General features: G+C 70.2%; 16 protein-coding genes. 8 read left to right on the top strand and 8 right to left on the bottom strand.

The window, feature by feature from the left end:
• The first annotated feature begins 6 nt into the window (after positions 1-6).
• Positions 7-1,515, top strand: a complete 1,509-nt coding sequence (locus tag AC0N04_RS01570; protein WP_474277927.1) for a phospholipase effector Tle1 domain-containing protein — start codon at positions 7-9, stop codon at positions 1,513-1,515.
• A 12-nt stretch (positions 1,516-1,527) separates the two neighbouring features.
• On the opposite strand, the gene AC0N04_RS01565 is transcribed toward AC0N04_RS01570, so the two are convergent.
• The 4 genes from AC0N04_RS01565 to AC0N04_RS01550 all read right to left on the bottom strand — a co-directional run bounded on the left by AC0N04_RS01565 (position 1,528) and on the right by AC0N04_RS01550 (position 5,610).
• Positions 1,528-1,752: a hypothetical protein gene (locus AC0N04_RS01565; RefSeq protein ID WP_474277925.1), complete on the bottom strand. Its 225-nt coding sequence runs from the start codon at positions 1,750-1,752 to the stop codon at positions 1,528-1,530.
• 198 nt (positions 1,753-1,950) lie between these two features.
• The gene (locus AC0N04_RS01560) at positions 1,951-3,453 is read right to left on the bottom strand and encodes a Do family serine endopeptidase (RefSeq protein ID WP_474277923.1); all 1,503 of its coding nucleotides are present in this window, start codon (positions 3,451-3,453) and stop codon (positions 1,951-1,953) included.
• Positions 3,454-3,559: 106 nt separating this feature from the next.
• Complete coding sequence (locus AC0N04_RS01555) at positions 3,560-4,900, bottom strand: ATP-binding protein (RefSeq protein WP_474277921.1); 1,341 nt, start codon at positions 4,898-4,900, stop codon at positions 3,560-3,562.
• Complete coding sequence (locus tag AC0N04_RS01550; RefSeq protein WP_474277919.1) at positions 4,897-5,610, bottom strand: response regulator; 714 nt, start codon at positions 5,608-5,610, stop codon at positions 4,897-4,899. The genes AC0N04_RS01555 and AC0N04_RS01550 overlap by 4 nt, the downstream gene beginning before the upstream one ends.
• 185 nt (positions 5,611-5,795) lie before the next feature.
• On the opposite strand from AC0N04_RS01550, the gene AC0N04_RS01545 reads away from it, so the two are divergent.
• Complete coding sequence (locus tag AC0N04_RS01545; protein ID WP_474277917.1) at positions 5,796-6,386, top strand: nitroreductase family protein; 591 nt, start codon at positions 5,796-5,798, stop codon at positions 6,384-6,386.
• Positions 6,387-6,420: 34 nt separating this feature from the next.
• Here AC0N04_RS01545 and AC0N04_RS01540 read toward each other — a convergent pair whose 3' ends face one another.
• On the bottom strand, positions 6,421-6,561 hold the full coding sequence (locus AC0N04_RS01540) for a hypothetical protein (protein WP_474277915.1): 141 nt from the start codon (positions 6,559-6,561) through the stop codon (positions 6,421-6,423).
• A gap of 142 nt (positions 6,562-6,703) precedes the next feature.
• Between AC0N04_RS01540 and AC0N04_RS01535 the strand changes: the two genes are divergently transcribed.
• On the top strand, positions 6,704-8,476 hold the full coding sequence (locus AC0N04_RS01535; RefSeq protein ID WP_474277913.1) for a GGDEF domain-containing protein: 1,773 nt from the start codon (positions 6,704-6,706) through the stop codon (positions 8,474-8,476).
• An 18-nt stretch (positions 8,477-8,494) separates the two neighbouring features.
• Here the strand turns inward: AC0N04_RS01535 and AC0N04_RS01530 are convergent, their stop codons facing one another.
• Genes AC0N04_RS01530 through AC0N04_RS01520 form a run of 3 tightly spaced genes read right to left on the bottom strand, consistent with a single transcriptional unit; the run spans position 8,495 to position 10,294 of the window.
• Positions 8,495-9,436, bottom strand: a complete 942-nt coding sequence (locus AC0N04_RS01530; protein ID WP_474277911.1) for a DUF2145 domain-containing protein — start codon at positions 9,434-9,436, stop codon at positions 8,495-8,497.
• 44 nt (positions 9,437-9,480) lie between these two features.
• Complete coding sequence (locus tag AC0N04_RS01525; protein WP_474277909.1) at positions 9,481-9,954, bottom strand: hypothetical protein; 474 nt, start codon at positions 9,952-9,954, stop codon at positions 9,481-9,483.
• A gap of 58 nt (positions 9,955-10,012) precedes the next feature.
• Entirely contained in the window at positions 10,013-10,294 is a 282-nt protein-coding gene (locus tag AC0N04_RS01520; protein WP_474277907.1) for an iron-sulfur cluster assembly protein, read from the bottom strand.
• Between the two features lie 335 nt (positions 10,295-10,629).
• On the opposite strand from AC0N04_RS01520, the gene AC0N04_RS01515 reads away from it, so the two are divergent.
• The 5 genes from AC0N04_RS01515 to AC0N04_RS01495 all read left to right on the top strand — a co-directional run bounded on the left by AC0N04_RS01515 (position 10,630) and on the right by AC0N04_RS01495 (position 20,041).
• Positions 10,630-11,892 (top strand): acyl-CoA dehydrogenase family protein, encoded by a 1,263-nt coding sequence (locus tag AC0N04_RS01515; protein WP_474277905.1) that lies wholly within the window; start codon positions 10,630-10,632, stop codon positions 11,890-11,892.
• 150 nt (positions 11,893-12,042) lie between these two features.
• The gene (locus tag AC0N04_RS01510) at positions 12,043-13,170 is read left to right on the top strand and encodes a hypothetical protein (RefSeq protein WP_474277903.1); all 1,128 of its coding nucleotides are present in this window, start codon (positions 12,043-12,045) and stop codon (positions 13,168-13,170) included.
• Positions 13,167-13,796 carry an ABC transporter ATP-binding protein gene (locus tag AC0N04_RS01505; protein WP_474277901.1) on the top strand — a complete coding sequence of 210 codons (630 nt, stop codon included), beginning with the start codon at positions 13,167-13,169 and terminating at the stop codon, positions 13,794-13,796. The genes AC0N04_RS01510 and AC0N04_RS01505 overlap by 4 nt, the downstream gene beginning before the upstream one ends.
• A gap of 154 nt (positions 13,797-13,950) precedes the next feature.
• The gene (locus AC0N04_RS01500; protein WP_474277899.1) at positions 13,951-16,884 is read left to right on the top strand and encodes an adenosylcobalamin-dependent ribonucleoside-diphosphate reductase; all 2,934 of its coding nucleotides are present in this window, start codon (positions 13,951-13,953) and stop codon (positions 16,882-16,884) included.
• 163 nt (positions 16,885-17,047) lie between these two features.
• Entirely contained in the window at positions 17,048-20,041 is a 2,994-nt protein-coding gene (locus AC0N04_RS01495) for an ATP-binding protein (protein WP_474277897.1), read from the top strand.
• Positions 20,042-20,051: the final 10 nt, after the last annotated feature.

Below are 20,051 nucleotides of genomic sequence, written 5' to 3'. Positions count from 1 at the left end.
GATGTCATGGCCAACATCAACCAGGACCCGACTTACATCGCCAATCAGACGGATCCCGCAGCAGGGCTGCAAGACCCCGTGCCGGGTGGCCGGGCCGCCCAGACGGCGCGCCGAGCGCCGGGAGTCCGGCAACTGAGTGCCAAGGAGCGCGAACAACGTCAGTTGGCACTGGGTGTCACTGTGCCCAGCAAGGACGAAGCGATGTGTCAGTGCACCAAGGTGCTGCACGTCAGCGTCTTCTTTGATGGCACGGGGAACAATCGCAGCCAAGAGATGGCAAAAGATGCGACTCAGCGGGCCTTGTCCAACATCGCCAAGCTGTTTGGTGCTTTCAAGGAAGGTGACGAAAATATTCGGCCGATCTATATCCCAGGTGTCGGCACGCCCTATCCCGAAATCGGCGACACCGGCGGCCTGGTGGGTACGGCAATCGGCAAGGGAGCGGACCAGCGCATTGACAAGGCTCTGGAATTGCTGGACGCCGAGATCAAGAAGGTGCCTTCGCAGCAGAAGCTCCTGCTGATCGACGTGACGGTGTTTGGCTTTTCCCGAGGAGCTGCCCAGGCGCGTGCCTTCATGCGGGACCTGGCGGCGAAGTGCGTGGCGGTGGATGGCGCCTACGAGTACCAGGGGACTCCGCTGCGGGTGGCGTTTGCCGGCCTGTTCGACACGGTTTGTTCCGCCTACGAGAGTCTCTGGTCTGCCGTCTGGACCACGGAAGGTGGCCACAACGGCTGGGCCAAAGGCATGGCGTTGCCGGCGATGGTCGAGCAATCGGTCCACATGAATGCCGCCCACGAGGCGCGTATTCGCTTCCCGCTCGATTCAACGCGCCAGGGCGCGGAGTACCCCGACAACGCCATCGAAGTCTGGTACCCAGGCATGCACTCCGATGTCGGCGGCGGCTATCGACCCGGGGAGCAGGGGCGCGAGAACAGCATCTCTCACTTTGCCCTCAATGAAATGTTCGACTTGGCCTTCTCGGCCGGGGTGCTGTTCAAGCCGATCAAAAGCCTTGACCCAGAGGTCCAGGATGACTTCAGTGCAGATGATCCTGCTTTGCGCGGCGCCTTCAACGCCTACCTGGAAAACGTGCCCACCAAGACGGGTCCGATGGAAGTCGTGCAGGCTGCGCACATGGAGTTGTTCCATCGCTGGCTCAAGCAACGTGTGATCCAAGGCGATCAGTCTCCGGCAGCGTTGCGACTTCAGGAACAGCAGAAGGACGGTGCGCCCACTGCGCCGAAGGAATGGTTCCAGCTGGAGAAGGAAAACGAAAAGTACCGCGAAGATGTGTTGAACATCCAGACCCGGTTCCGCTTCGGCATGACCTTGACGCTGCGCGAAAGAACCATCAAAGCAGCCTGGGACAACCCCATGCCGCTTCCGGCTGCGGTGCAGGATTTCTTCGATCGATTCGCGCACGATTCCATCGCGGGCTTCGATTACGACGCCAGCCGCCTGAGCGACTGGCGGACGATCTACTTTGGCGAGACGAAGTACAAGCCGAGTTGACGGCGTTGACGTTCAAGCGTCGGGGCGCGCTGCACCCCGCACCTGCACCACCCGCGTGGCTGCTTGATCGGGGGCCTGACGGCTTTGGGCCATCAGCACGCTGTCGTATTGCCGGTCGGCCAGGTGGCCGATGCCGCTCAGCAGACCGACGCTGACGACGACGGCCAGTGCGAAAAAGCTGCGGCGGGCGGTGGTGGAAGAGGCGGCGAAGGCGGTGGTTTGTGCGGTGTGGGACATGGTGCGCTCCTGGTTGGCGGGGCAGGCCCGGCGGGCCGATGGAGCGAACTCTAGGCAGCCGGCGACACCGCCGCCACGGCCTTGCGACCAAGCGCCTTCGTCTGCGGACGAACTGCAGCGCAGGCCGATCAGACGAAAGAAGAAGGGCCGTGCGCAGCAGCGCACGGCCCTTTCAACCGGCTGTGCCGAGGGTGCCGATCACCCCAGCGGGACCGGGATGAAGATGGTGTCGCCGTCGCGCTTGACCAGCAACGCCACCTGCTGCGGATGCTTCTTCAGCATCTCGCGCACCTGCTCCACCGAATGCACCGGCATGCCGTTGATCGCCAGCAGGATGTCGCCGTTCTGGATGCCGGCGCGCTCGGCGGCACCGCCGACGTCCTGCACCAGCAGGCCTTCTTCGACGCCCGCTTGCTGGCGTTCATTGCGATCCAGCGGACGCAGTGCCAGGCCCAGCTTGGCGCCGCTGTCACCGCCGGCGCTCGAGGCGGTGGCGGTGTCTTCGCTGGTGGCGCTGCCCAGCTTGGCTTCCATCGTGTGTTCGCCGCGGTCGCGCCAGACCTTGAGCTGCACCGATTCACCCGGCGCTGCCATGCTGACCAGGCTGGACAAGGAGCCCGCCTGCACCACTTTTTCGCCGTTGACCGCGGTGATCACGTCACCCGGCTTCAGGCCCGCCTTGGCCGCGGCACTGCCTTTCTCGACCTTGGCCACCAGCGCACCGTCCGGCCTGGGCATGCCGAAGGATTCGGCCAGCGCCTGGTTGACGTCCTGCACCATCACGCCCAGCCGGCCGTGGCGGGCCGAACCGGTGGCGACGATCTGGTTCTTCACCTTCAGGGCCACGTCGATCGGGATGGCGAAACTCAGTCCCTGGAAGCCGCCGCTCTCGGTGTAGATCTGCGCGTTGATGCCGACCACGCCGCCGCTGCCGTCGAACAGCGGGCCGCCCGAGTTGCCGGGGTTCACCGCGGCATCGGTCTGGATGAACGGCACCACCGTGTCGCCCGGCAGCGAGCGGCCCTTGGCGCTGACGATGCCCTGGGTGGCGGTCTGCGCCAGCCCGTAGGGCGCGCCGATGGCCAGCACACGGTCGCCGACTTCCAGTTGACGCGGGTCGCCCAGGCGGACCACGGGCAGGCCCTTGGCCGCGATCTTCAGCACCGCGATGTCGGTGGTCGGGTCCGACCCCAGCACCTTGGCGGTGAATTCGCGCCGGTCGCTGAGCTTGACGGTCACTTCCTTGGCGTCGCGCACCACGTGGGCATTGGTGAGGATCAGGCCATCGGGGCTGATGATGAAGCCCGATCCCTGGCCGCGGAACGGTACCTGCGGCGCCGGGCCGCCGCGCTGGCGCTGCTGGAAGCCGGGCATGCCGCGGAAGAACTGGAAGAACGGGTCGTTCTGGAAATCGGGGGCTTGCTGCTGCTGTTCTTCGGGGGTCAGCTTGTGCATGCCGGCCACCATCACGCCGACCACCGCCGGGCCGGCCTGCTTGACGATGGCGCGGTAGTTCGGTTCCGCCCCGGCGGGCAGCGGCGGCACCGGCGGCGGCGTGACCACCGGCGCCGTGGCGGCGGGTTGCGAGGCGCTGCTGCCGAACAGATGCGGCAGGTTGAAGGCGTTGGCGTTGGCGCCCGCCAGGCTGGCGACAGCGACACCGCCGGCAATGGCCAGGGTCGAGAAGGTGGAGGGCTTCATCGTGCGTCCTTTCGAAGTGGCGAGCGATGCGGACCCTTCCGCATCGCATGGCCGCCACGGTAGGTCCGGCGGATGAGGCGCGGGTGAGGCGAGGATGAAGCGAAGGTTAAGGTGCGGGCAGCGCGGCGGGCGCGGGGGCGTCACCGCTTGCCGAGGCGAAGCGCACCGTCGCCCGCAGCCCGCCCAGCGGCGAGTCGCCCAGCGTCATCTCGGCACCGTGGCGCCGGGCCACGGCCTGCACGATGGCCAGGCCCAGCCCGCTGCCATCGCCGTTGCCGCTGTGGCGGCGGTAGAAGCGGTCGAACACGCGCTCGCGCTCGGCCGCGGGAATGCCCGGCCCGCTGTCGTCGACACGCAGGCAGGGGCTGCCGTCTTCATCACCCACGTGCAGGTGCACCCGGCCGCCGACCGGTGTGTAGCGCACGGCGTTGTCGACCAAGTTGCGCAGCAGCGCCCACAGGCCGGCGCGCTCACCGCGCAGCGGCAGTCGGTCGGCGCCGTCCAGCGCCAGTTCGATCCGGCGCGCCTGGGCCAGCGGCCACAGCTCCGCCAGCACCTCGCGCGCCAGTTCGGACAGGTCCAGCACCTGAAGGTCCGCCGCCGGGGCACCGTCTTCGCTGCGGGCCAGTGCCAGCAACTGCTCGACCAGCCGCGCCGCGCGGTCGACCCCTGCCGCCAAGGTGGCGAGCGCCTGGCTGCGGTCCTCCTCGGCCGGCGCGGTCTGCAGCGCCTGCAATTGCAGCTTCAGCGCGGTCAGCGGCGAACGCAGCTCATGGGCGGCATCGGCCACGAAGCCGCGTTGCGCGGCCAGGGTCGCGCCCAGGCGCTGCAGCAGCGCGTTCAGCGCGGCCACCAGCGGCGCCACTTCGTCCGGCAGACCGGCGAGCGGCAGGGGCGTCAACGTGGTCGCATCGCGCGCCCGCACCTCGCCCGCCACCCGTCGCAGCGGCTGCAGCATCCAGTTCACCAGCCACCACACCAGGGCGGCCAGCGGCAGGGCCAGCCAGGCCAGCGGCGCCACGCTGCGCAATGCGGCGCGGGCCGCCAGGTTGCGGCGGATCTGTTCGGGCTGGGCGACCTGGATCACCCGGTCGCCGGCCATCACGGCGAAGCTGCGCCAGGGTTGTCCGGCCACCTCCTCGTCGGCCAGTCCCAGCAGCGCGCGGCTGGGCAGCTCGGCGTGCGGCCGGGTGGCGTAGATCGCGCGGCCGTCCACCGACCAGATCTGCACCACGAAGTCGAGCTGTTCGTCGGACAGCGCGCCCGCCTGGGCCGGATCGATCGCCCCCTGGTCGCGCAGCGACAAAGCCATCTGCCGCAACTGGTAGTCGAACAGTGCCTCGGTCTCGCCGAGCACCGCACGGTAGGTCAGTGTGCCCATGGCCGCGGCGGCCAGCGCGAGCACGGCCAGCAAGGACAGCAGCAGGCGCAGCCGGATCGAGTTCATGCGCCGGCCGGCGCAGGACCGGTCAGGAAGTAGCCGACGCCGCGTACGTTGCCGATCAGCTCGGCACCCAGCTTGCGGCGCAACTGGTGCACGTAGACCGAGACCGCGTTGCTCTCGATCTCCTCGCCCCAGCCATAGAGCCGGTCTTCGAGCTGGGCGCGCGACAGCAGCGCGCCGGGGCGTTGCATCAAGGCCTCCAGCACGGCGAATTCCCGCGCCGACAGCAGCACCGGCGCACCGGCCAGGCTCACTTGGCGGGTGGCGGGATCCAGGGTCAGCGGACCGTGCTGGAGCACCGGCTGGGCGCGTCCGCCATGGCGCCGCAGCACCGCGCGGATACGGGCCATCAGCTCGTCGAACTCGAAGGGCTTGACCAGGTAATCGTCGGCGCCAGTGTCGAGTCCGCGCACGCGGTCTCCGGGTCCGTCGCGGGCGGTCAGCACGATCACGGCGGTGGCATTGCCGCGCTGGCGCAACTCGGTCAGCACGGCCAGGCCGTCCGATCCGACGGGCGCGGCGCTGGACGCTCCCGCCGGGCCGCCTGGCGGCAGGCCGAGATCGAGCAGCACCAGGTCGAAGCGTTCGGTGGCCAGTGCGGCGCGGGCCGCCGCCACGTCGCGCACCCAATCCACCGCAAAGCCCTCCGGGCGCAGCGCGGCGCGCAGGCTCTCGCCGATCATGCGGTCGTCTTCCACCAGCAGCAGGCGCATCGTTTCTCAGGCATCGAAGGGGTTGCGGGGATCCGCAGCATATCGGAGCGCCGCGACGGCCGCCGGTTCCGCATGCCGGGCCGGTCTCGCCGGGCTTGCTGCGACACTGTGCAGGCAGGTTCGACCTGCGAGGGGCGCGGCGTGCCCGCGCCGCCGGTCCATTCCCATCCCGGAGATGCTCGACGATGGATGCAGAAACCCGCCAGTTGATCGAGGTCTGCGACGCGCTGATCCACACGCGTCAGCACGTCGGCCCCAAGCACTTGGTCGCGCCCGGCCCGGACGAGGCGGCCCTGCGCGAGCTGTTCGCGGCCGCTGCGGCGGCGCCCGACCACGGCCGGCTGAGGCCCTGGCGATTCCTGGTGCTGGGGCCCGAGGCCCGCAACCGGCTGTCGGAGGTGTTTGCCCAGGCCTTGCTGGCGCGCGACGGGCAGGCCCGCCCCGAGCAACTGGCGGACGCGCGGGCCAAGGCCTTGCGCGGCCCGGTGCTGCTGCTGGCAGTGGCCGATCTGCGGGCCGAGGATCCCGAGGTGCCCGCGGTCGAGCGGCTGATCTCGCTGGGCTGCGCGATTCAGAACCTGCTGCTGGCGGCCCGCGCGCGCGGCTGGGGCAGCGGCCTGTCCAGCGGTCGCGCGCTGTCGAGTCCGGTGCTTCGCGAGGCGTTCGGCATCGCCGACGGGGAACAGGCGGTGTGCTTCGTCACCCTGGGCACGGTGCGCAACGGCAAACCGATCGGGCTGCGCCCCGCGGTGGACGACATCGCCCGCTGGGTCTGATCGCGCGGCGGCGGCCCAGCCACCCGCCGCAGGTTCACTTTTTCTTCTTGCTGCGGTCCGGCACCACGGTGGTGATAGTGGGGGTGACGGCGCCGGGCGAGACCGGCTTGCCCGGCGAGCTGTCCTTCTTGGGCTTCTTGGCTTCCTTGTTGCTGCGTTGTTCACCCTTGGCCATGGCCGTCTCCTTGTTGCGGTGGCGAGAAGGGCATTGTCGGTGCAGTGAGGGGGCGCGCAGCACGAGGGCTCGCGTTTCGGCGCGCACGCCCTCAGAATCATGGCTCTTGCAGCACGCCGGCTGGCCGGAGGGAGTTGTTTGCATGGCCCGAGCGCGGAAGCCGCCCAGCGTCGGCAGGCTGGACTTGTCGCCGACACTGGCGACGCCTGGCGCCGAAGCCGGCACCGGTCTGCCCGAGCAACTCCTGCAGCACGCGCCCATCGGCATCGCGGTGATCGACGGCGAAGGACGCTATGTCAGTGTGAATCCGGCCTACTGCGCGATGTACGGCTGGGATCGCGAGCAGATGCTGGGCCGGCGCTTCACGATGGTGTTCGCGCCGGACCTCCACGAACAGGTGCTGGCCCGGCACCGGGATTTCCTCGAACGAGGCGGAGAACTCAAGGGCGAATGGGAGGTGCTGCGCCGCGATGGGGCGCCGCTCAGCGTCATCACGGAATCCGTGTGCGTTCCGGGTCTGTCCGGGCGGCCCATGCGCTTGGTCTACGTGATGGACATCACACCGCTGAAGCAGGCCCAGGCGGCGATGCAGGCCAGCGAGGCGCTGATGCGCGACCTGGCGGCTTCGCTGCCGGGCGTGCTGTTCCGCTTCGTGACTCACCCGGCGCGGACCTGGCGATTCACCTACCTGAGCCCCGGCCTGCGCCGTCTCTACGGCATCGAACCCGAGCAGGGCTGCGCCGACAACCGGGCGCTCTGGTCCGCGATCTCGCCCGCCGACCGCGAGGCGCATGATGCCAGCCTGCGGCGGGCGGTGGAGCGCACCGAGCGCTGGGAGCATGAATTCCGCATCCGCACCGTGGCCGACGACATCCGCTGGGTCCATGCCCAGGCGCAGCCCCAGCCCGGCACGGACGGCGAGGTGGTGTGGACCGGCGTGCTCAGCGACATCTCCGAACGCCGGCGCATCGAGGCCGAGCTGCAGGACCGCGAGGAAACCTACCGGACCTTGTTCGAGACGGTGCCGCAAGGCGTGGTCTACCACGACATGTCGGGGCGGATCACCGCGGCCAATCCGGCGGCGCTGCGCATCCTGGACCTGACGCTGGACCAGTTGCAGGGGCGCAGCCCGTTCGACCCGCGCTGGCGGGCCGTGCGCGAGGACGGCAGCGACCTGCCAGGCGACCAGCATCCAGCGATGGTCGCGCTGCGCACCGGCCGGGAGATCCGCAACATCCTGATGGGCGTGGTGACCGACCTGCGCGACCCGGCCGACGATGGCAGCACCCGGCAGGTGTGGATCGTCGTCAGCGCCACCCCGGTCTATCGCGGTGCCCAACTGCACCAAGTCTACACCAGCTTCGAGGACGTGACGGACCGGGTTCAGCTCAGCCGCGAACTCCAGCGCCAGGCCACCACCGACGAGCTGACCGGCCTCGCCAACCGGCGCAGCCTGATGCACCAGCTGGCCCAGGCGCTGGAGCGCGTCCGGCGCCACCCGGAAGCCCGCTGCAGCGTGCTGGCGGTGGACCTGGACCATTTCAAGCGCATCAACGACCAGTGGGGCCACGCGGCCGGCGACGCGATGCTGCGCCATGTCACGGCCTTGATGCAGCAGCAGGCCCGCCAGATCGACCTGGTGGCACGCAGCGGCGGAGAGGAATTCGTGATCCTGCTGCCGGACACCCAGATCGACGAAGCGCTGGCGCTGGCGCGCCGGCTGCGGACGCTGTTGGAGTTGTCGGTGCTGAACCACGAGGGGCGGGACCTGGCGATCACCGCCAGCATCGGCGTCAGCGCGGTGAGCGCCGGTGACGCCGGCATCGACGAGGTGCTGGTGCGGGCCGACCGCGCGCTGTACGAGGTGAAATCGGCCGGCCGCAACGGCGTGGGCGTCGCCTGGCCGAAGATCTGACGGAACGGCCTGCGCGGGTCAGCGCGCGGCCGACGTGCCGGCGGGCAGCGGAGGGTCGAGCAGGCTCACCACGCGGTCGCCGGGACTCGCCTGGCAACCCGGACCGAGCGGGGTCCATCCGGTGTGGATCACGACCTGGCGCTGGTCATGGCAGAACTCGATGCGCTGCGTGGCGGGCCAGCGCTCGTGCACGAAGGCCTGGACACTGGCCGGCATGCTGACCCGGTAGGTGGCCTGGGCGAGATCCTCGGGCGGGTGGTCGTCGGCGTGCACCCAGGGAATGAAGGCGCCCAGGCCCAGCCATGCGCCGGCGTGGATGTCGGTGGGTCGGTAACGATGCGCCTGCAACCAGTGTTGGGCGAGGGCTCGGGACGAACTCGCTGGCGCGCCGAGGTCCTCACGCGCCGCGGCCGGCGCCGCGCCCCAGGCCCAAGCCAGCAGCTCGACCGTCCACTGGTTGCAGTTCTGGTAGCGCAGGCTGAACGGGTAGGCGTTGGCGCTGTAGCGCGGGTCGAGCAAGGCCAGTGCTTGGCGCGTGTCCAGCGCGGTCTGCGCCAGCGCGGCAGCCGGCTCCGGAGGCAGCAGCAGCGCCCACACATAGCCCAGATCGGCGTCGTCGGCGCCGAGCACGAAGCCGGCCAGGCCCTGGTCGTAGAGGCGAGACTGGTGCGCATCGCAGGCGTAGTACAGCTGACGCACCGACCACGGCGTGCGGTCGCCGTCGCGCAGGCTGACCCCGGTGTGCGAGTAGCGCAGACCGAAACGTCGCAGGTCCAGCCCGGATCGGGCGAGCAGCGCGACGCGCTGGCCGGAGGCGTCGAGCTCGCTGCGGATCACAGCCGCGAAGCGCAGCAGACGGTCCTGCTGAACCGCGTCGTGGGTCGGCTGGCCGTCGCAGAAGGCCAATGAGGCCGCTCGGGCGCTGCCGACCAGGCTCAGCCCGGTGATGCAGGCCAGCATCAGGCCAGCCGGGCGGCGGCTCCACCGGGGGACGTCGGGCCGCGTCAAAGGGTGACGGCGTGGCTCGGCAGTTCGCGCAGGGAGGCGTCGTCCAGCAGCAGGTAGAAGGCGCGCTGGGTGTCGGCTTGCGCGAACTCGACGCCATACGGCCGCAGGTGGGCCGTGATCAGCTGGCCCGCCGCCAGATGCTGCTGCACGGCGACCGTCTGGGGCAGTTCGAGGTAGATCATCCCATCGCCCGGCCGGGTCCCGGTCGCGGCCTGGGCTTGCAGGCTCAGGCGCAACTGGCCTGGCTGGTCCGGCGCGGTCGCCAGTTCGACGACGCGATAGTTCCCTTCGGCCACCGGCCGCTCGCCCGACGAGGCATTGCTGGAGCCCTGCACCGAATTCGACAGGCTGCCGACCGATTCCGAGATCTGGCTGGACGCCGAGGACGCCAGACTTTCGGCCGCCGCCGGCAGGGCCACGGCGCAGAGCAGCATCAGGCCGGCGGGAAGGGTGGCGAGTGGTGAGGGCATGACGGTACCTGCGGCAGGGGGGGATGGCGCGGATCTTAGCGCTGCCGTTCGCAGCGTTTCAATCGGCGAAGCGGACGTAGATGTCGGTGTCGGGCAGCACCTGGCGCAGCGTCTGGAAGGCCGTGTCGGCCAGCTGCATGCCGCAACCATGGCGGGTGATGTCCAACTGCAGCTCGGCTTCGCCATCGCCCAGCCGCAGCGCGCGCACCAGCGAGTTCACCGGCGTCGACGCGGGCACGCCGTCGCCGGTCGCCGGGGCCAGCGCCTGCGCCAGCGAGACCAGCACCTGCTGCAGTTGCTCGGGCGGACCGCTGAGCGACGGAGCGAGGCAGGGCGACATGCCCGCGGGACGGCAGGCTGGCCCGCCGGCGTCGTGGCTGTGGCAGCTGCCGCAGTTCGGCGCCGAGGACGGGGCTTGGATGGGGATGGTGGGGTGGGTCACAGGGCCTAAGTGTGCATGGTCTGGCGCGCCGTGGCGACCCGATCACGCTGGCCGAGTTGAAAATCCTCGTGACCGACGCCGCGGGCGCGGTCGGTCGGAGGGCACTGTGCCGGGGCCGTCATCCCTGTGCGCGAGCGCCACAGCCCGGATCCGGCTTGACCCAGATCAGCCTCGTGCGGCGGGGCGGAGCGGGCCCCCTCGCTGCTGCCCCGGTTTGGGAGCAGACTGCGGCGATGGATTTCGAGGCCTCTGCACGGAGCCAGGATGGGCAAGCGCGCCTGCGGCGTTTCATGGACGACCTGGTGCTGCCGAGCCTGCCCGAGTGGCACCGCTGGGAAGACGCGGGCGTCTTCCCGCTGGACTTGATGGAAGGGCTCAAGCGGCAGGCCCGCGAGGCCGGCCTGTGGAACCTGTTCCTGCCGTCGCTGACACCGCATCAGCCTGGCACCCGGATGAGCCATCTGGATTACGCGCCGCTGGCCGAGATCATGGGCCGGGTGCCGTGGAGCGCCGAGGTCTTCAACTGCAACGCGCCGGACAGCGGCAACATCGAGTTGCTGCAGATGTTCGCCTCGCCCGAGCAGGTGCGGCAGTGGCTGGATCCGTTGCTGGACGGGAGCATCCGCTCGTGCTTCGCCATGAGCGAGCCCGATACCGCGTCGTCGGACCCGACCCAGCTGATGACGCGCATCGTCCGCGACGGCGACGACTACCTGCTCAACGGCCGCAAATGGTTCATCACCGGCGCGGCCCACCCGCTGTGCCGGCTGGCGGTGGTGATGGGCGTGTCCGATGCGTCGCCGGTGGCCGAGTCGCACGCGCGGCATTCGCTGTTGCTGGTGCCGATGGACGCGCCCGGCGTGAGCGTCGAACGCAATCCGCCGGTGATGAACCACCAGGCGCTGGAAGGCCATTGCGAGCTGGTGTTCCGCAACGTACGCGTGCCGGCACATCAGCGCCTGGGCGCCGAAGGCGCGGGTTTTTCGATGGCGCAGGCCCGGCTGGGGCCGGGCCGGGTGCATCACGCGATGCGCAGCCTGGGCCAGTGCGAGCTGGCACTCGAGTTGATGTGCGAGCGGGCGCTGGAGCGCAATGCCTTCGGAGGCCGCATCGGCGATTTCTCGAACGTGCAGGACTGGATCGCCCACAGCCGGGTCGAGATCGACCAGGCCCGCTGGCTGGTGCTGCACGCCGCCTGGCGCATGGACCGCGACGGCAACGCCGCGGCCCGCCACGACGTGGCGGCGGTGAAGCTGGTCACGGCGCAGATGCAGACCCGGGTGCTGGATCGCGCCATGCAGGTCTTCGGCGCGATGGGCCTGACGCCCGACACGCCGCTCGCGCGTCTGTGGAGCTGGGGCCGGGCGCTGCGCTTTCTCGATGGTCCCGACGAGGTCCACCTGCGCAGCATCGCCCGCCATGAGCTGGCGCTGGCCAAAACCCGCCGCGGCGCGCTGGCGCCCTGGCTGCGCCGCTGGATGCCGCCGCCGGGCTGAGCGTGGCGGCCGGCGCCGGTGCCGTGTCCGCACCGGGCGACACCGGTTTCGGGTCGAATGGCTCGGCGATACTGCGCCCGCTGCCGCCTGCCGGGCCCGGTCCTGGCCGCGGTGCGGCAGCAGCCACCGGATGACTCCCCCAGACGTACCGTGACGCCGCCCGTCCCACAGGCCACCCTGTCCTACACCGCGATGCGCCTGCGCTGGTGCGCTCGGGCGCTGCGCGCCTTCCTGCGCCGCTGGGCCGCTTATTTCGCGTTGTCGGCGCTGGCGGTCGGGGCCGGGGCCAGCAGCGGCGCGACGATGGCGGCGGCCAGCCTGGCGGCCTGGACGGTGTTGCCGCTGTGGCGTGCGCTCAGTGACGGGGCCGCGTCGCCCTGGGCCGGGCCGGTGTGGCTCCTGCAAGTCCTTGTCGGCGTCACGTTGCTGCGCGCGCTGCGGCCTCTGCTGTGGCCGCAGCGCTGGCGCGAGGCCGAAGCGGCGCTGCCGCTGACGCGGTCGGATCGGTGGCGTGCCGACGTGGCGGTCACCGCGGTCGGCCTGCTGCCGTGGCTGGCCCTGCAGTCCGCCGGGGCGCTGAGCCTGTGGATGCACCGTCCGGCCTGGCTGCTGCCGGCGCGCTGGAGCGTGCTGCTGCTGTGGGGGTTGAGCCAGCTCGCCACGCTGAGCCTGGGCGTGCTCGGCCTGCAACAGGCGCGCCGCGTCCGCAGGGCGCGTTTCCGGGCGCCGGCGTGGCGGACCGGCGAAGGAGGGCGCGCGGAGCCCACGCATTGGTCCACCCCGTTGCTGCTGCGGCCTTTGTGGCGTGGTCCGGCGCGGCGCCTGGGGGCCGGGCTGGTGGCCTGTTCTGCGCTGCTGGTCGGCTGCGCCATCGGCGTGGCCTGGCGACCGTCGGCGCTGCCGTGGTGGTTGGCCGCCTGGAGCCTGCTGGCGCTGGCCTGGGTGCCGCGCCTGAACACGCTGAGCCGGCAAGGCCTGGTGCCGATGCTGGAGGCGGCCGTGGCCACGTTGCCGCTGAGTGCGCTCGTCGTCGAGCGGGGGCGGCGCGCCGTGCTGCTGGCGCCTCTCGGCATCGGCGCGCTGGGGCTGTCGGCCGCTTTGTGCGTCGCCGCTCCGGCGGGCCTGGTCCGCGGACCGGTGCTGCTGGCCTGGGGCATCGCAGTGGCGCTGTCGTCCCTCGGGGTGCTGGCCGCGCCGGGCAGGGACAGCGAAGCGGCGAGCCGCTGGTGGATCAGCCTGGTGCTGCTGTTGGCGCTGGCGTCGGAGGTGATGCGATGACGGGGGCTGTGTTGGAGATCCGGGAACTGAGCTTTTCCTGGCCGCGGCGCCATGTGTTCACCGGCTGGTCGGCCGAACTGGGCACCGGGCTGACCTGGCTGCGGGGCGCCAATGGCAGCGGCAAGTCCACCTTGCTGAAACTGCTGGCCGGCGCGTTGCCGCCGCTGACCGGCCGCTTGGTCCTGCAGTGCGCCGATGGCGTCCGCCTGGACGCCGCGGCGGACCCGCTGGCCTGGAAGCGCGAGGTGTTCTGGTGCGGGCCGGGCGCGATCGTCTTCGACCACCTGCGGCCGGCGGAGTTCTTCGCATTCCTGGCGGGCCTGTACCCCCGGTTCGACGGCGCGGGGCTGGCCGCCCATCTCGACGCCTTCGGGCTGGCGCCGCACCTGGGCAGCCCGATCGCCGCGCTGTCCACCGGTACCCAGCGCAAGGTCTGGCTGGCCGCCGCCTTGTGCGCGGGCACCCGCGTGCGGCTGCTCGACGAGCCGCTGAACGCGCTCGATGCCGCGTCGCAGGCCTATCTGCATCGCCGGCTGGTGCAGGTCTGCGGCGATGCCGATGCGGCCTGGGTGGTCGCCAGCCATGAGGCGCCGGTCGCGGAGGGCGGGCGGGAATGGTGCCTCTGAGGTGACGGCCCGTGCCACCTGAGCGCGCGTTTGCGGCGTGTCAAGAACCCTGCCGCAAAGGCCTTGGCGAAAAAAAAACCGCTATCCCGGCGGGTCGATTCGGGCGATGATCGCCCGCTGTGAATTTCAACAGTCCCCATCGCCCGCCACTGTCATGAGCCGCACCCGCAACGCCCCCCGCCAAGCCTCCCTGATCAACGCCCAAAGCGAGACCCTTGCCGCCCAGGCCATCAGCGAGGAAGTGCTGATCGAGAAGTACGCCAAAGGCACGGAGAGATCGGTCGACGAAGTGCGCGCTCGCGTCGCCCGTGCGCTGGCGGCAGTGGAGACCCCCGAGAACCGGGCCCACTGGGAGGCCCGCTTCCTCGAGGCCCAGCGGCGCGGCTTCGTGCCGGCCGGGCGCATCAATTCCGCCGCCGGCACCGACTTGACCGCCACGCTGATCAACTGTTTCGTGCAACCGGTGGGCGATTCGATCGCCAGCGTCGAGGAGGGCTTCCCCGGCATCTACACGGCACTGACCGAAGCCGCTGAAACCATGCGCCGCGGCGGCGGCGTGGGCTACGACTTCTCCCGCATCCGGCCCCAGGGCGCCTGGGTCGGCTCGACGCAGTCCAGTGCCTCCGGGCCGATCAGCTACATGCGGGTCTTCGACCGCTCTTGCGAGACGGTGGAATCGGCTGGCGCGCGGCGCGGCGCGCAGATGGGCGTGCTGCGCTGCGACCATCCCGACATCGAGGAATTCATCCACGCCAAGGACCAGGGCGACCTGCGCAACTTCAACATCTCGGTCGGCGTGACCGATGAATTCATGAAGGCGGTGCAGGCCGGCACGGACGTGGACCTGGTGCACCGCGCCGAGCCGGGCGAAAAGCAGAAGGCGGCGGGCGCGCATCAGCGTGCGGACGGCCTGTGGGTCTACCGCAAGCTGGCCGCCAGCGCGTTGTGGGATCAGATCATGCGGTCCACCTACGACCACGCCGAGCCGGGTGTGCTGTTCCTGGACCGCATCAACCAGGACAACAACCTGAGCTACTGCGAGACGATCGCCGCGACCAACCCTTGCGCCGAGCAGCCCTTGCCGCCTTACGGCTGCTGCTGCCTGGGCTCGATCGACCTGACCCACTTTGTCTGCGAGCCGTTCGAGGCGGGCGCGAGCTTCGACGAGCTGGCGTTCGCCGAAGTGGTGAAGGTGTCCACGCGCATGCTGGACAACGTGCTCGACGTGACGGTGTGGCCGCTGGAGCGCCAGCGTGAGGAAGCGGCCAACAAGCGCCGCGTCGGCCTGGGCTTCACCGGGCTGGGCGATGCGCTGGTGATGCTGAACCTGCGCTATGACACGCTGCAGGCGCGCGACATGGCGCAGCGCATCAGCGAGGTCATGCGCGACGCCGCCTACAACGCCAGCGTCGATCTGGCCGCCGAGCGCGGGGCCTTCCCGCTGTTCAATGCGGACATGTATTTGTCGCGCGGCAACTTCGCCTCGCGCCTGCCCCAGGGTGTCAAGGACCGCATCCGCGCCCACGGCCTGCGCAACTCGCATCTGCTGTCGATCGCCCCCACCGGCACCATCAGCCTGGCCTTCGCCGACAACGCCAGCAACGGCATCGAGCCGGCCTTCAGCTGGACCTACACGCGCAAGAAGCGCATGCCGGACGGCAGCTTCAAGGAATACGCGGTCGAGGACCACGCCTGGCGCCTGTACCGTCACCTGAAGGGCGAGAACGCGCCGCTGACCGAGGCCTTCGTCACCGCGCTGGAGATGAGCGCCGAGGCCCACGCGTTGATGGTCGCGGCCGTGGCGCCGTGCATCGACACGGCGATCAGCAAGACCGTCAACGTGCCGGCCGACTATCCCTATGCCGATTTCCAGGACCTGTACCTCACCGCCTGGCAGAGCGGCCTGAAGGGCCTGGCCACCTATCGCCCGAACGCGGTGCTGGGCTCGGTGCTGAGCGTCGAGCCTTCGGCGGCGGCCGGCGCGGCCGCGCCGGCGCCGTTGACCACCGACGGCGCGAACCAGCGCCTCAAGCTCGAGAAGCTGCCGGTCACGGTGCTGACCAGCATGCGCTGGCCCGGCCGCCCCGAGATGCGGGGAGGCAACCCGGCCTGGAGCTACATGATCCAGCACCCGCACGGCGACTTCGCGCTGTTCGTCGGCGAGTTGCCGGCCGAGGCCGGTCCCGGCACCGGGCTGTTCGGCACCACGCTGCCCTTCGAGGTCTGGGTCAACGGCGCCGAGCAGCCGCGTGGCCTGGGGGCGCTGGCCAAGACCTTGTCGCTGGACATGCGCGTCAACGATCCGCAGTGGCTCAAGCTCAAGCTCGACGCGCTGGCCACCGTGGCCGAGGAGCGCTCGTTCGAGATGCCCTTCCCGCCGCACGGCGAGAAGCGCCTGTTCCCCGGCGTGGTGGCGGCCACCGCGAGCGTGATCCTGTGGCGTTGCGAGCAACTGGGGGCGTTCCAGAACGGCGGGCCGTCGCCGGTGATGGACGCGATGTTCAGCCGCGACGAGCCGCGCACCACCACCTCGGGCACGCTGGCCTGGGCGGTGGACATCGACAACCCGGCGACGCAGGAGAGCTTCACGCTGACGCTGAAGGAGGTGGCGCTGGCCAGCACCGAGTCGCCGACCGGCTACGTCACCCGCCCCTGCGCACTGGGCTTGTCGGGCAACTACCCGCGTGCACTGGACGGCTTGGCGCGCCTGCTGTCGCTCGACATGCGCGTCATCGATCCGGCCTGGATCGGCATGAAGCTGCGCAAGCTGCTCAACGTCGGCGAGCCGCTGGGCCATTTCATGGCCCCCGTGCCGGGCGAGAAGCGCCAGCAGATCTGGCCCAGCACCGTGGCCTACGTGGCGCGCCTGATCATCCACCGCTACGCGATGCTGGGCGTGCTCGACGAGCAAGGCTTCCCGCTGCGCGAAATGGGCATCCTCGAAGCCCCCAAGCCCAAGGCCGATGGCGCCGCCACCGTGGCGCCGATGGCGGGCAAGCCCTGTCCGGAGTGCGGCAACGCCACGATGATCCACAAGGACGGTTGCGATTTCTGCACCGCCTGCGGTTATGTGGGTCAATGTGGGTGAGTGCTGACCGCCGGCACGACGCTGGCGCGGTATAAAGCCATCTGCAAGGGAGGGGCTTGGATCGCGGTTCGCAAGACGACTGCATCCAGCCATCTGGGGGGCTGCGCGCGGGGCATCTGCGCGCAGCCCCTGTGTTGTCGGGTGGCCCGGTGGAAGGTGTTCAATGATCTCGACCGCGATCAGCGCGGACCTTGCGGCGACGTGTGTGCCGGATCGGGTGGGCGTTCCGTCGCGGCGCCTGCCGGCGTGGCGGCGTGCGGCGTTCTGGCTGGTGCTGGGCGCCTGGGCTTGCGCCGTCGCCGGGCCTGCCCCGGCGCAGACCGGCGCATCGGCTGCGCCGGAACCCGCGGCCATCACGGTGGTGCTGGATGACAACTACCCGCCGTTCAGCTTCCGCGATGCGCACGGCCAGTTGCAGGGCCTGCTGAAGGACGACTGGGCGCTGTGGTCGCAGCACACCGGCGTGGCGGTCCACCTCCAGGCCATGGACTGGGACAAGGCGCAGCAGACCTTGCAGGCCGGGCAGGCGGATGTCATCGACACGATCTTCGAGACCCCGGCGCGCGAGAAGATCTACGACTTCACGCCGGCCTACGCCAAGATCGACGTGCCGCTCTTTTTCCATCGGAGCATCAGCGGCATCGTCGACGCCGACAGCCTCAAGGGCTTCACGGTGGGCGTCAAGGACGGCGACGCCTGCATCGACGTGCTGCAGTTGCACGGGGTCGACAGCCTGAAGCGCTATGCCAGCTATTCCGCGGTCATCTCGGCCGCGATCGCGGGCGACGTGCGGGTGTTCTGCGTCGACCAGCCGCCGGCGGTGTTCCTGCTCAATCAAGCCGGCGCGGAAAAGCGCTTTCGCCGCTCGAGGCCGCTGTATTCGGGCGAATTTCATCGCGCGGTGCGCAAGGGCCATGCCGCGATGCTGGCCCTGGTCGAACGCGGGTTCGACCAGATCAGCCCGGCCGAGCGGCAGGCGCTGGACCGCAAGTGGTTCGGCACCCCGCTGGACGATGCTCGCGACTCGCCCTACCTGCGCTACGGCGCCTACGGCCTGGCCGGCGGGTTGTTGCTGACGGGCTTGCTGGTGTTGTGGAACGTCGCGCTGCGGCGGCGCGTGGCGATCCGGACGGTGGAGCTTTCGCGCTCCCTGACCGATCTGGACGAAGCACGCCGCACGGCCGAGCGGGCGCTGGCGCAGCACGCGGCGACGCTGGAGGCCATTCCCGACCTGTTGTTCGAGTTCGACAGCGACGGGCGCTACCTCGACTACCGGGCGGTCCAGGCCAACCTGCTGGTCGTGCCGCCAGAGCAGTTCATGGGCCGCACCGTGCGCGAAACGATGCCGGCCGACGCGGCCGAGGTGGTGATGGCCGCACTGGCCCAGGCCGAAGCCGAAGGCAGCTCGCGCGGGGCGCAGATGCAGCTCGATCTGGCCCATGGCCGGCATTGGTTCGAACTGTCGGTCACCCGCAAGCGCCACGGCGTCGCGGACAAGCCCCATTTCATCCTGTTGTCGCGCGACATCACCGATCGCAAGACGACCGAACTGGCGCTTCAGCAAAGCGAATCGAGCTTCCGCCACTTTTTCGAGGCGGGCCTGGTGGGCATGGCGATCAGCGCCCCGGGCAAGGGCTGGGGGCGCGTGAACGCCCGGCTGTGCGAAATGCTGGGCTACCCCCTCGGCGAACTGCGGGCCATTCAGCCGGTGGCGATGACCCATCCCGACGACCGGGCTGCGGACGAGGCGCTGCGGGCGCAGCTGACGGCCGGGCAGCTCGACGGCTACACGATCGACAAGCGCTACCTGCGAAAGGACGGCCAGATCCTGTACGCCGCGGTGGCGGTGCGAGGCCTGCGCGACGAGCAGGGCCAGGTCAGCCGGGTCTTCATCATCGTCGAGGACATCACCCGGCGCAAAGAGGCGGAACGCGAACTCGCGCGGCACCGCGACGAACTCGAGCAGTTGGTGCAGGAGCGCTCGCACGAACTGGTGCAGGCGCGCGACGCGGCGCAGGAGGCCAGTCGTGCCAAGAGCGAATTCCTCTCGCGCATGAGCCACGAGCTGCGCACGCCGATGAATGCGATCCTGGGCTTTTCGCAGCTGCTGGAGATGGAAGCGGCGCTGCCGCCGCGCCCGCTGCGCTTCGTGGGCGAAATCCGCCATGCCGGCAAGCATCTGCTGGACCTGATCAACGAGGTGCTGGATCTGGCGCAGGTGGAATCGGGCCGCATGAGCCTGTCGCTGGAGGCGTTGTCGCTGGCCGATGTGGTGCGCGAGGTGCTGACGCTGATGCACCCATTGGCCGATCCGCTCGGGGTGGGGCTGGAACTGGGCGACCTCGATGGGCTGGTCGTCCGGGCCGACCGCACCCGGCTCAAGCAGGTGCTGGTCAACCTGGTCTCGAACGCGGTCAAGTACAACCGGCGCGGGGGGCGCGTCTGGGTCGGCGCCGTCGGCCTGGAGGGGCAACGCCTGCGCATCGTCGTGCGCGACGACGGCCCGGGAATTGCGCCCGACAAGCTGCCGCTGCTGTTCGAGCCGTTCAACCGGCTGGGGGCCGAACAGGGGCCGGTCGAAGGCACGGGCATCGGCTTGAGCATCAGCCGGCGCCTGGTCGAGCTGATGGAAGGGCGCATCGGCGTCAACACCGAGGTCGCCCACGGCAGCGAGTTCTGGGTCGATCTGCCGCGCGGCAGCGCGCCGGCGGCACCCGCGGTGGCCGCCGAGCCCGACCTGGCGGGCGAGGCCGGCGTACCGGCCGGACCGCTGCGCATGGTGCTGTACGTGGAGGACAACCCGGCCAACATGAGCCTGATGGACAGCCTGATCGGCCGCCATCCCGGGTTGCGCATGATGGCCGCCACCTCGGGGCGGCAGGGCCTGGCGCTGGCGCGCGCGCACCGGCCGGACCTGATCCTGCTGGACATCAACCTGCAGGACCTGGACGGCCACAGCGTGCTGGCGGCGTTGCGGGCCGACGACCGGACCCGCGGCATTCCCGCCGTCGCCGTGACCGCCAACGCGATGCCCAGCGATCGCGAACGGGCGCTGAAGGCCGGTTTCGACGACTACGTCGCCAAGCCGATCGACCTGGCGCGTTTCGACGTGCTGCTGCGGCGCATGCTGGCGCTGGGCCCGCTGCCCTCGCCCTGACGGACCGCGG

The organism is Ideonella sp. sgz306126 (assembly GCF_056032705.1).
The sequence above is the reverse complement of the archived record's forward strand: the minus strand, read 5'-3'. Positions and strand labels throughout refer to the sequence as shown.